This is a genomic window from Psychrobacter sp. G (assembly GCF_000418305.1).
GTDB classification, from domain to species: Bacteria; Pseudomonadota; Gammaproteobacteria; order Pseudomonadales; family Moraxellaceae; genus Psychrobacter; species Psychrobacter cryohalolentis.
Genome location: NC_021661.1, coordinates 977,988 through 990,163 on the forward strand (window position 1 = coordinate 977,988; position 12,176 = coordinate 990,163).

Here is a 12,176-nt window from a genome sequence, read left to right on the forward strand (position 1 = left end):
ATATCAGCAGTACTTGATGTATCGATATTATTTTTCCCTGACTATATTGTCAGCAAAATAAAAACCTCCAAATCAGATGCTGACTTGGAGGTTTATTTTTATCTTTTATAAAGTATCAAAAACTAGGACTACATAAAACTGAGATTACATATAGTTTTCGATACTTGGGCAAGAACACATGAGGTTCTTGTCACCATAAGCGTCATCGACACGAGCCACACTTGGCCAAAACTTATTGTTGCGGATATAAGGCAGCGGGAATGCAGCTGTCTCACGACTGTATGGATAAGTCCATTCGCCATCAATTACCATGGCAGCCGTATGCGGTGCATTGACCAACGGATTGTTCTCTAACGTCCAGTTGTCTTCGCCCGCTTTGGCTTTCAGCGCTTCCGCTTTGATAGATTTTAGGGCACTGATAAAGCGATCAAGCTCTTCTTTCGACTCGGATTCTGTCGGCTCAATCATCAAGGTGCCCGCTACTGGGAAACTCATGGTTGGTGAGTGGAAACCATAATCCATCAAGCGTTTCGCGATATCGCTTTCACTGATGCCCGTCTCTTCTTTTAAAGGACGAATATCGATGATACATTCGTGAGCAACGCGACCATTTTTGCCCGTATATAGCACAGGGTAATGGTCTTTTAATTCAGCGGCAACATAGTTAGCATTCAGTAGCGCAAGCTCGGTCGCTTTTAATAAACCATCACGACCCATCATGGCAATGTACATCCATGAAATAGGTAAGATGCTTGCTGAACCATAAGGAGCTGCTGATACTGCTGAGCAGTCTTTTTGCGCGTTGTGTACAGGACTTAGAGTATGGTTGGCCATAAATGGCGCCAGATGCGCCTTCATACCGATAGGACCCATACCTGGACCACCGCCACCATGTGGGATACAGAAGGTTTTGTGCAAGTTCATGTGCAGTACATCAGCACCAACGTCAGCTGGCTGCATCATGCCAACCTGCGCATTCATATTAGCGCCATCCATATAAACTTGACCGCCATGTTTATGGATGAGGTCACAGATTTTACGGATACCTTCTTCAAACACACCATGCGTCGATGGGTAGGTGATCATCAATGCACCTAGACGCGTGCTATGTTCTTCAGATTTGGCAGTTAGGTCATCGATATCAACGTTACCATTGTCGTCAGTTTTGACCACAACCACTTTCATGCCCATCATCATAGCAGTCGCAGGGTTAGTACCATGCGCTGACATAGGGATCAAGCAAACATCACGGTCAGTCTCACCAAGTGATTCATGATAACGGCGAATCGCTAGCAAGCCTGCATATTCACCTGAAGCGCCAGAGTTTGGCTGCATAGAGACATCATCAAAGCCGGTAATGGCTTTTAATTGCTCTTGCAAGCTATCAATCATGGCAACATAGCCTGTGACTTGGTCACGCGGTGCAAAAGGATGCACATTGGCAAATTCAGGCCAAGTGATCGGTAGCATCTCACTGGTGGCATTCAATTTCATGGTACAGCTACCAAGTGAAATCATACTGCGGTTCATCGCCAAATCTTTGTCTTCAAGCGATTTTAAATAACGCAGCATTTCATGCTCGGTATGATGCGAGTTGAATACTGGATGCGATAAGATAGCATCAGTACGCAAATGAGCACCATCAAGAGAGACACGAGCGTCTTCTGGTAGATCATGTGCTTTAGTAACGAACAGCTGAGTTAGGACATTAAAGTCTTTCTGATCGCTGGTTTCACTGAACGCAACGCTTAATTTGGTCTCACCAAGACGCCATAAGTTATAACCAACATTGTCAGCATTTTGAAAGATTTGGCTAGCAAGTTTTTCTGAGCCACAATCAACCACAACGCTATCAAAGAATTGATCATGGACCACATTTAAATTATTATCGTTGGCGTTTTTGATGACGTCAGCGAAGGCAGTCGCAAATGCATGGATACGAGTAGCGATACGCTTTACACCACCTGGACCATGATAAACCGCATACATACCAGCTAGGTTTGCCAATAGTACTTGTGAGGTACAGATGTTTGAGTTGGCTTTTTCACGGCGGATATGTTGCTCACGAGTCTGTAGCGCCATACGTAGGGCAGTATTGCCTTGTGAGTCTTTTGAAACGCCGATGATACGACCAGGTGCTGAGCGTTTGGCTTTATCAGAGAACGCAAAGTAGGCGGCATGTGGACCACCAAAGCCCATTGGGATACCAAAGCGCTGCGTGCTACCCAATGCCACGTCTGCGCCCATATCCGCTGGTGATTTTAGTAACACCAAACTCATGATGTCACTGACGACGCTCACATAAGTTTTATTTTTCTTAAGGGCAGCGATAACGTCGGTTAGGTCTTTAACATCGCCTTCAACACCGACATATTGGAATAATGCACCAAAATAGTCGCCTGATTTAGCCAGTTCAAAATCACCAACAACCACTTCCCAACCAAAATATTTGGCGCGAGTATTAATAACGTCTAGCGTTTGCGGATAGACGCGGTCATCAACGAAAAACTGCATAGACTTGCTTTTGCTGACACGTTTTGACATTGCCATCGCTTCAGCAGCAGCCGTTGCTTCATCAAGCAGTGAGGCGCCAGCAAGCTCAAGACCAGTCAGGTCGATACAAACTTGTTGGAAGTTAAGCAAGGCTTCTAGGCGACCTTGAGCGATTTCCGCCTGATAAGGCGTGTAAGCGGTATACCAACCTGGATTTTCAAGGACGTTGCGCTGAATAACTGCTGGCATACGCACAGGTGAGTAACCTTGACCGATATAGCTCTTATTAACAGTGATGTCATCTGCCATGGTACGCAGTTTGGCAAGCGCTGCGTGCTCACTCATCGCCACTGGCAAATCTAACTCTTTATGCAGACGTACTGGTTCAGGCACGGTATCATTGATAAAAGTTGCCATGTCGCTGTAACCAATAGCGCTAAGCAGGTCAGCTTGTTTGGCATCATTTGAGCCAAGATGACGATAAACAAATTCGGCTTCGTTGAACAAGCCTTCAAACGTATCAAGCGTTGGGTTTTGAGAGATAGTCATGGTGATCCTTGGTAAATATAGGAATAAAGGAGATGGCTATAATAAAAATAGGGTAGTAGCAGGTTATACATAATGTACAAATTGGTCTTGCTCAAAGCGGAACTGGGTATTGTAAACGCCATTATCAGCACGCTCCCCAGCACCAATCATCATAACGATATGGTGATTATCACTCAGTTTTAATAAGCGCTTCATAGCAGGCTCATCGAAACCGCCCATCGGGCAGCTATCAAATCCATGCGCGCGTAAGGCAAGCATCAGGTTTCCAGCCGCTAATGCGGTGTTATTGGTTGCCCAATTTTTGGTATCTTCAAAGGTATAATAAGGCGATTTTATAGGACCCTTTATACGTCTGACTACTTGAATGGCGCTCCATTTGGCTACTGATACCACGTTAGCAGGTCCACGCAAAAAATCTAACGCAACGACTTTGTTGTAGTAGTCTTTGACTTTTTTTGGCACCGGCATATCAGGGTATTCACGCAATATTTGCTTTGCATGGTCATGCCAAACGTCAGTACGAGCAACGACAGCGATTAAACGTGCTGAGGTTTTTGCTGCGTTTTGATTCATACAGTTTTTGACCGCGCGCTTACGCTTACCAGCATCATCAATAACATAAAATTCCCATGGCTGAAGATTGCTTGAGTTTGGGGCAAGCATCGCCAAACGCAGGCAGTCTGCTAATACATCGTCAGGTATCGGCGCATCTGTAAATCGGCGTACCGAACGGCGCGACTCTACCACCTCACAAAATGCTTGCAGCTGCGGGGTGTGACTAGGCGTCGCAAGACTGTCTTTATTGCCAGTATTAGAATTCATAGTAGGATCCATGTTGAGGAATGAGTAATCAGCTTCAGGCATTATCGATTGCATATCTTCAATAATGTCTGACGAGTGATTAATATGAATAAATCAGATAGCAGTTGGGCGTCATAAATTGAGTGCTGATTGTCTTGAAAATACTGCATTGAAAACACGGTCTTGCCATTATTGTCTTAAAAGTAAAGCACACAGATACCAGCGCTTGCCAGTATCTGTCGAGTTGCTTCTTTTAATCAGTAAACATTTTATAAATGACAATCTTATCAAAGACTGTCTTATCAATAAAAATATTAAAAGCAGCAATACTAAAGTTAAATGCTGCCTTTAATAGAGCGTAAGACTGATATTACAGCTCGTTTTCGTACTCATCAGCGGTTAGCAGTGCTTCATAGTCAGCGATATTGTCAGGCTTCATTCTGAAGAACCAACCTTCACCATATGGATCAGAGTTGATGATTTCTGGATCATCTTCTAAGGCTTCATTGATAGCAACCACTTCACCTGAAATAGGCGCGTAAACGTCAGAAGCTGCTTTTACTGATTCAACAACAGAGATTTCGTCATCAACAGCGATGATGTCACCAACATCTGGCAATTCAACAAATACTACGTCACCCAATAGGTCTTGAGCATGATCAGTGATACCAACCGTGATAGTACCGTCGTCTTCTAAGCGTAACCACTCGTGGCTGGCGATGTATTTTAGTTCTGCTGGGATATTACTCATGGTTTCTCTCCTAGGTGATAGAGGTTAATTAATAAAAAAGAAAGCTAATAATAAATTTTCTGTTGCCTACGAGTCAAACTGCTGCTTGCCATTACGGACAAACGGTAGTTTAAGCACGCGTACATCGACGAACTTACCTTTACCGCGCAGATCAATTTGCACATTGTCATCTTCTGCTAGGGTAGCAGGAACACGGGCGATAGCGATAGAATTTTTGAGGCTAGGAGAGAAAGTACCACTAGTAATGATACCTTTTTGCTCTTTATCAGTGCCTTGATTAATGGTCACTTCCATACCTTCACGTAATACGCCACGGCTAGTCATTAATAAGCCCACTTGCTTCATAGCAGTATTGTCATCTTTTGACTGTTTGCGTTTGCTGACCATAGCATCGCGACCAATAAAGTCACGATCGTCTTTTAGCGCCAGTGTCCAGCCCATGTTGCACTCATAAGGGCTAACATCTTCATTCATATCATGACCATAGAGGTTCATGCCAGCTTCCATACGCAAAGTATCACGAGCGCCAAGACCGGCAGGCTTTATACCATTGGCTTTTAATTGCTCAAAGAACGCCGGCGCATCATCGCCATGCATAATGACTTCGACGCCATCTTCACCGGTGTAGCCCGTACGAGCGACGAACCAATCTGTGCCTTCGATGTCTGTTAAATCAGCACCAACGAAAGGCTTAAGACCAGCTAAGGTATCTGCCCAGCTAGGTTTGGTTTGCGCCAGTTTTTCAACGGCGTTTGGTCCTTGCACGGCAATCATGGCAAGCTCTGGACGCTCAGTGATGCTGATGTCAAAACCTTCAGCGACTTTGTCAAATTGCGCCATGTCTTTATCGCGAGTAGCAGCGTTTGAGACGATACGGTATTCAGTAGCGTTTTCGTTCATCAGGTAAACGATTAAGTCATCGATGACGCCACCTTGCTCGTTGAGCATGCCAGAATATAGCGCTTTACCGACGGTTTTGAGTTTATCGACATCATTAGCCAGTAGCTTTTGTAGCCATGCTTTGCTGTCAGCACCTGTGACATCAGCGACGACCATATGTGAGACATCAAACATACCAGCATCAGTACGCACCGCTTCGTGCTCTTCGATTTGTGAGCCATAATGGATTGGCAATTCCCAACCAGAAAAATCCACCAGTTTGCCATCACTCTCGACATGAGACTGATAAAGGGGTGTGCGTTGAGGAGCTTGGCTGTTAGTATTTTGAGTATCGGTCATAACAAATCCTTATGTGGACATTAGCTATACTTAGTAAAAGTATTAGGGCTGATGTACATGATCATAGTAGCGAGAAGCAATATTGCAGGGTACAAGCATTGCAACCAAGGGTAGTACAGAAATAAGATAAAACTATCCGCCAAACAAACGCTTAACGTCAGTTTAGAGGGAAGCCCTATCTGTCCTGTGACCTGAGATTTTCAACACGATCCATCATCGTAATTCTTCAACAGAGCAATGATGTCGCGTTTTCTCCCCTTCGGTGGGTAAGACGTCGTCCGTCCTTACCGCTCTCCAGATTTGTTATGCCTAAGGTTTAAAGAGCAATACGCCAATCAGCGTGATGCAAATAAACCGTTATGACATGTGTTTTTCAGTCCTTTTACCTGAGCGATTAGCAGGGTGGATGCGCCTTCGGTGGTCATGTAGCGGCTGTCAGTACAAACTCGTTAATATGAGCATTACTAACATTAGGCTAAAGACTCTCTCCTGAAAAACGCTTTTATTATGAAAGGTTCACAGCTTTTTTACAACCCATCATATAAATTATAGTGAATAATTTTAGCAAACATGCTTTTTTATACGGACAATACACCGAACGACAGCAAAATAGAGTACATGTGTTTCTGTAAAATTACATAGCGTCAATAAAAAATAAAGCTGAAGCATTTGTTATAAAAATTTAAAAGTATAAAATTTATCTATGAGCATCATGCCTGACGGTACAAGGGATACAGAGTGCTCATATGAAGATGCTCCTTACTTTCTCTTAAGCTAAGTTGCGATAGTATTTGGGATGCTTTACCTTATCTGAACGTAAAGTCACTACTGATAATGGCTTGAAATATGCTAATCTATGACGATAGTTTCTGATAGGTTGTTTTTATGCATTGCGATATTTATAAATTCCTTAAACATGATGATATGTATATCTATATTGCCCGTCCTGATTATCCGAATGATACGGATGAAATCAAAGATTGGCTGGGTGTGTTACCCAAAGACTTTCGTGCAGGCTTAGGTCGTAGCAAGTTTGTCATGCATCTGGATTTGGCTACAACGCCTACACTTGCTAGAGTGGACAAAGAAGAAGTGCTAGAAAAGCTAGCGTCGCAGGGGTATTTTGTACAATTACCACCACAAGATGTCATGCGCCGCCAAGCAGAATTGCGTGCCCGTGAATCTCAAGACAGTATTTATAATACGTAATAGTTATAAAAGTACATTTTAACAAGGTTTACGTCGATATTTTACAGCTCGTCTTATCAAGTCTAATTTTTTAGCTGGCTTTTTTGAACAGAGTGGATAGATACAGATGAAATGTCGAAATATCAAAATCTATAGTGTCATGCATTTTGGTGAATAGTCATGATAAACTAGCAGTTTATTAATATAATCACTATCCCGCACTATTTACGAACGCAGGTAATAAAACACGCATGGACTGGTTAAAAAATATCTTACACAGCTTACCACTAGAAGCCATCAGCGATATTCTCGGTGAGATTGCTATTTGGTGGGGGCAGATGGTAAAAGACGTACCGGTAGCAGATTTACCAATGTATGCTTATCTTGGTGGCGTCATTATCGTGTTAGTACTTTGGCTACTGGTCGCGCGCATATTACCACGTCCATTAGGCGGCATGAGTTGGATGATACTGTTTGCTGTATTGTTAGCACCAGGTACAGCACTGGGTGACCCAAGTGTGATTGCACCTGCCAGCATCAGCGTGGTCTATGCGATTATGATGAAGGACACGACTGGGGCGATTGCCAATATGCTGCCCATCATGGTGGTATTATTTGTTGGTTTATTTGTTGGTTTTGTTTGGCAGCTTATTCGCGGCGCCTTTGAATCAAGCTTAGATAAAGCTCGCAGTCGTACCGCACAGGACAAGCAAGCAAGTATGCAGCTAGCTTCTGGCAATTATTTGGCGACAGAATCTGATGAAGTGGTGGCAGTTAAAGATATTGATCCAGCAATTAATCTAAAAAAGGATACGCCTGTATCTAAAAATAATGATTAGTCTGAATGCGATTGCTTTAACGCTATAACCTTTTAAAGTATTTCCTTTCTAGTTGACAGTGTTGATTCCTGATTCCTGATTCCTGATTCCTGATTCCTGATTCCTGATTCCTGATTCCTGCATTTTTCTAATGATTATAAAAGACACCATGCGTGTCTTTTTTTATACGAGAAATATCTGCGAACGCATGAGTATTTTGGCAATCAATAAGGCTGTGCTAATCTAAATGACAATTTATTAACGCTCTTAAAACCTTTTAACGATAACAATAAATGAGATTGTATTATGACCGATAAAAAACCAAATTTACGGGTACGCAAAGCTATATCGCTACTGATGATTTGCAATTGGCAGTCAATGCGGCAATGACGCTACAAAAACCGCTACTTATCAAAGGTGAGCCGGGTACAGGCAAGACTTTACTAGCAGAAGAGGTTGCTGAAAGTTTAGGTATGCCACTGATTACGTGGCATATCAAGTCGACGACTAAGGCAGAGCAGGGTTTGTACGAGTATGATGCGGTATCGCGTCTGCGTGATTCGCAAATGGGTGACGATAAAGTCTATGAGATTGGCAATTATATCAAGCCGGGTAAATTGTGGGATGCCTTTACCAGCAATGAGCGTAGTGTATTATTGATTGATGAAATTGATAAAGCAGATATTGAGTTCCCAAATGACTTGTTGCATGAGCTTGATAAGATGTCTTTTTATGTTTATGAGACGGGCGAAACCATCACAGCAGCGCAGCGTCCCGTGGTTATTATCACCTCAAACAATGAAAAAGAGTTACCAGATGCGTTTTTGCGTCGTTGCTTCTTCCACTATATTGATTTCCCTGAAGAAGAAACCATGCGCCAAATTGTTGAGGTGCATTTTCCTAATATTCAAGAAAAACTGGTCAATGATGCGCTTGATATCTTTTATAAATTACGTAACGTTCAAGGACTCAAAAAGCCGCCATCAACGTCTGAGTTGGTCGATTGGTTGACGCTATTATTGGCGGATGATATGGCACAAGCAGAGTTAGAAGAAAACTTGCGCGGTGAAAAGTCTATTCCGCCACTATATGGTGCGTTACTGAAAAACGAAGCCGATGTGAGTTTGTTGCAGCGTTTTGCTAATATGATGCGTCGTTAATATTTGTAGCTTGTATTGATTTTAACATCAGATATCAAAGTCAATGCCAGCGCTTAGCCTATGACTGTATCAATTAATGATATCAGCAATATCACCAGATAATAATATCAGCCAATAAGTGATACGACTCTTATGTTTATCAAACTATTTTACACCTTGCGTACTTACGGCGTTCCAGTCAGTACGCGCGAGCTGCTCGATTTAAATGCTGCGTTAGAGCAAGGGCTGATGATGCAGCCGCACCCTGAAGATCCAGCATTGACTACTTTTGCCAGTCGTGAAGACATGTATCGTCTGATTCGATTGTGCATGGTCAAAGACGAGCGCCATTTTGATAAGTTTGATCGTGCCATGGCGGATTATTTCGAAGGCGTCGATAGTTTAGACATGGATGAGCTGTTGGCCAAGCTAACGGACGTGCCCAAAGAATGGCTGGATCTAAAGCTCGACCCCAAAAATCTAACGGAAGAGCAAAGACGCCTACTGAAAAAATACGGTTCACTTGAAGAGCTGATGAAGGCGTTGGAAGAGCGGTTAAAAGAGCAAAAAGAGCGTCATCAAGGTGGTAGTAAATGGGTCGGTACTGGTGGCACCTCACCGTTTGGCGCTTATGGTGACCATCCTGAGGGCGTGCGTGTCGGCGGTGAGTCACGCAAACGTAGCGCTGCCAAAGTTTGGGAGCAGCGCAAATATCGCAATCTTGATGATGACAGTCAGTTGGGCACGCGCCAAATTCAGATGGCGCTACGCAATCTGCGCCAGTTTGCACGGACGGGCAGTGCTGATGAGCTGGATATTCATGAGACGATTAAACGTACCGCAAAAAAAGGTATGCTCGATATACATATGCAAGCAGAGCGCCGTAACCGTGTCAAAGTACTGATGTTGTTCGACGTAGGTGGCAGTATGGATGTTCATGTCGAGGCGCTTGAAAAACTGTTTTCTGCGGCGAAAAATGAATTTAAAACCTTAGAGTTTTTTTACTTTCATAACTGTCTATATGATTATGTTTGGAAGGACAATAACCGTCGCCATAGCGCACCGATGCCAACCTTTGAATTGCTTAATAAGTATGGGCGAGAGTATCGTGTTATTTTCGTGGGTGATGCATCGATGTCACCTTATGAGCTCATGACAGTGGGCGGTAGCGTTGAATATATGAATAATGAAGCAGGCATCATCTGGTTAAAGAGGGTGCTTGCACACTTTGATAAAGTTGCTTGGCTCAATCCTGAGACTCCAACCTATTGGCAATATACCCAAACCATCGTTGAGATTAAAAAACTGTTTGATAATAAAATGTATCCGATGACGTTACATGGCGTGGAAGATATGACCAATTATATGGCACGGTAATATTATATTAGCTTTAGAGTAATTGAATGTTAGCTTTGCAGTCAGTTTTTAGATGATATAAATCAGAATAAAGAAACAGCTTCTATTATTTAATAGAAGCTGTTTTTTCATAACATTCTAATTGTCTACGATAAGCAGTCATTGCCTCATCATTAATAATTAAATAATAGGACGATTCCACGCATCACGTACGGCAAATCTAGCATCTGACCATTCTAAGCGTGAGTTGCCACGTGAATTTAACCAATCTCTCTGCAAATCTTGCTCTACCAGCTCAAACGTTTGATCGTTACCATACTGCTTGCGCTGCGCATAACCATAACCATAGGCATTACGATAATCAGTATCGTAGTCATATTGCGGGTTATAGTAATCAGTCGTTGCATGCTGAGTACGCCAATAAGTGTCTTCTTCCATATTGCCTTCAAAGGCATTGGCAACGGCGTTACCAGCTGTTGCACCGACGACTGCACCAACGGCACCGCCTACGACTGAACCTACTGGACCACCTACTGCACCGATAGCTGCGCCTGCTGCTGCACCGCCGACCATACCTGTACCACTACTAACAGGATTGGCTTCTCGTTGTACTTCATTTTGATCAGTAGGATTAACGGCTTCACCAACTTCTTGACCACCAGCACCACCAGCAACTGCGCCTGCTAAGCCGCCGATTACTGTACCGACTGGACCACCAACTGCCGTACCTACAGCAGCGCCTGCTGCAGCACCGCCCAGTGCACCAGTACCACTAGCAATAGGATGCGGCTTCTCATGAGCTTCTAAGCTATCGGTAGGATTGACCATCTCGCCTGCTTCATGTCCAACTTTGCTACCGGCGATTGCCCCAACAGCACCGCCTACTAAGGTGCCAACTGGACCTCCAACTGCTGTGCCTACGGCTGCACCTGCTGCTGCGCCACTAAGCGCGCCAGTACCAGTCGCTACTGGGTGCGGCTTATCTTCACCATGATGGATCGGCTCAATAGGCTCTCTATGACCTGCATAATGGACGTACTCTTTTGGCTCATAGTTTTCACCATTCATACGGGCATGGGTCTTATCCCAACCATCACGTACCATGTCTTTTGCTTGTAGCCAGGTCATGCGTGAGTCGCCTTTTACCTCATACCAGCGCTGTTCAAGCTCAGCTTCAACTTCTTCGAAACGCGTCGCATTTGGATAATGCGCACGGGTGGCATAACCTACTGCATAGGCTGGATGATAATCGGTATCATAATTATAATCTTCATGATAATAAGGACGCGTGGTATGAGTCTCTTGCCAGTATTCATATTCTACTGTTGGGTCTAGCATCTCACCAACCGAGCTACCTGCGACACCGCCAACGATAGCACCAATAGCACCACCAATCAGCATGCCTAATGGACCACCGATAGCGCCAATAGCTGCGCCTGCTGCTGCACCGCCTGTACCACCAAGAGCTGTACCTATTGGATGTGAGCCTGGCTCACCTGTAATGGGGTCAGCGTTGTCATTGACTACTACTGTACGATTGATATTATCCATGAGCTATTATCCTTTTTACTATTATTGTTAAGTTATGAAGAATGATATAAGTAGCCTGCAATCTAAATGACATTAAAATAAAGGTCATTTTTGACATCCAATCTTAGCTTGTCCTCTAAATCAGTGATTGTTAGCTAGCTATTGAAGCTTGCTAGCAATCACTGTGTAGCTGTTCAAATTTCTAATACTTATTTTAATACTTCGCATTGGCATTACCCTTAAGAAATATAGTAAGCCTTGCTTGCTAAGTAATATAGCCTAAGGGTGCTGGACTAGTCTGTAGCACATAGC

8 protein-coding genes, 2 pseudogenes and 2 riboswitches are annotated in these 12,176 nt (G+C 43.6%); of the genes and pseudogenes, 4 read left to right on the forward strand and 6 right to left on the reverse strand.

The window, feature by feature from the left end:
• Positions 1–144: 144 nt before the first annotated feature.
• The 4 genes from gcvP to gcvT all read right to left on the reverse strand — a co-directional run bounded on the left by gcvP (position 145) and on the right by gcvT (position 5,833).
• Positions 145–3,042: an aminomethyl-transferring glycine dehydrogenase gene (gcvP, locus tag PSYCG_RS04230; RefSeq protein ID WP_020443085.1), complete on the reverse strand. Its 2,898-nt coding sequence runs from the start codon at positions 3,040–3,042 to the stop codon at positions 145–147.
• Between the two features lie 63 nt (positions 3,043–3,105).
• The gene (locus tag PSYCG_RS04235) at positions 3,106–3,864 is read right to left on the reverse strand and encodes a nitroreductase family protein (protein WP_020443086.1); all 759 of its coding nucleotides are present in this window, start codon (positions 3,862–3,864) and stop codon (positions 3,106–3,108) included.
• A gap of 349 nt (positions 3,865–4,213) precedes the next feature.
• The gene (gene gcvH / locus PSYCG_RS04240) at positions 4,214–4,594 is read right to left on the reverse strand and encodes a glycine cleavage system protein GcvH (protein ID WP_011280078.1); all 381 of its coding nucleotides are present in this window, start codon (positions 4,592–4,594) and stop codon (positions 4,214–4,216) included.
• A gap of 66 nt (positions 4,595–4,660) precedes the next feature.
• Entirely contained in the window at positions 4,661–5,833 is a 1,173-nt protein-coding gene (gene gcvT / locus PSYCG_RS04245) for a glycine cleavage system aminomethyltransferase GcvT (RefSeq protein WP_020443087.1), read from the reverse strand.
• A 169-nt stretch (positions 5,834–6,002) separates the two neighbouring features.
• A riboswitch (glycine riboswitch) is annotated at positions 6,003–6,141 on the reverse strand.
• A 56-nt stretch (positions 6,142–6,197) separates the two neighbouring features.
• Positions 6,198–6,335, reverse strand: a riboswitch (glycine riboswitch).
• 383 nt (positions 6,336–6,718) lie between these two features.
• On the opposite strand from gcvT, the gene PSYCG_RS04250 reads away from it, so the two are divergent.
• The 4 genes from PSYCG_RS04250 (at position 6,719) to PSYCG_RS04265 (ending at position 10,355) form a co-directional block, all read left to right on the forward strand.
• Positions 6,719–7,042, forward strand: a complete 324-nt coding sequence (locus tag PSYCG_RS04250) for a YcgL domain-containing protein (protein WP_020443088.1) — start codon at positions 6,719–6,721, stop codon at positions 7,040–7,042.
• A 230-nt stretch (positions 7,043–7,272) separates the two neighbouring features.
• Complete coding sequence (locus tag PSYCG_RS04255; RefSeq protein WP_020443089.1) at positions 7,273–7,860, forward strand: hypothetical protein; 588 nt, start codon at positions 7,273–7,275, stop codon at positions 7,858–7,860.
• Between the two features lie 326 nt (positions 7,861–8,186).
• Positions 8,187–8,999 carry an AAA family ATPase gene (locus PSYCG_RS04260; protein WP_051130941.1) on the forward strand — a complete coding sequence of 271 codons (813 nt, stop codon included), beginning with the start codon at positions 8,187–8,189 and terminating at the stop codon, positions 8,997–8,999.
• 132 nt (positions 9,000–9,131) lie between these two features.
• Positions 9,132–10,355 (forward strand): vWA domain-containing protein, encoded by a 1,224-nt coding sequence (locus PSYCG_RS04265; protein WP_020443091.1) that lies wholly within the window; start codon positions 9,132–9,134, stop codon positions 10,353–10,355.
• A gap of 789 nt (positions 10,356–11,144) precedes the next feature.
• Here PSYCG_RS04265 and PSYCG_RS13535 read toward each other — a convergent pair.
• Positions 11,145–11,324 (reverse strand): annotated as a pseudogene (locus tag PSYCG_RS13535) (glycine zipper domain-containing protein); the annotation flags it as partial.
• Between the two features lie 90 nt (positions 11,325–11,414).
• Positions 11,415–11,885: pseudogene (locus PSYCG_RS13740) on the reverse strand (hypothetical protein); the annotation flags it as partial.
• Between the last annotated feature and the right edge of the window lie 291 nt (positions 11,886–12,176).

What these genes read in the sequence shown, in the direction of transcription:
- gcvP (WP_020443085.1), bottom strand. Translation starts at nt 3,042, where the DNA reads ATGACTATCTCTCAAAACCCAACGCTTGATACGTTTGAAGGCTTGTTC.
- PSYCG_RS04235 (WP_020443086.1), bottom strand. Translation starts at nt 3,864, where the DNA reads ATGAATTCTAATACTGGCAATAAAGACAGTCTTGCGACGCCTAGTCAC.
- gcvH (WP_011280078.1), bottom strand. Translation starts at nt 4,594, where the DNA reads ATGAGTAATATCCCAGCAGAACTAAAATACATCGCCAGCCACGAGTGG.
- gcvT (WP_020443087.1), bottom strand. Translation starts at nt 5,833, where the DNA reads ATGACCGATACTCAAAATACTAACAGCCAAGCTCCTCAACGCACACCC.
- PSYCG_RS04250 (WP_020443088.1), top strand. Translation starts at nt 6,719, where the DNA reads ATGCATTGCGATATTTATAAATTCCTTAAACATGATGATATGTATATC.
- PSYCG_RS04255 (WP_020443089.1), top strand. Translation starts at nt 7,273, where the DNA reads ATGGACTGGTTAAAAAATATCTTACACAGCTTACCACTAGAAGCCATC.
- PSYCG_RS04265 (WP_020443091.1), top strand. Translation starts at nt 9,132, where the DNA reads ATGTTTATCAAACTATTTTACACCTTGCGTACTTACGGCGTTCCAGTC.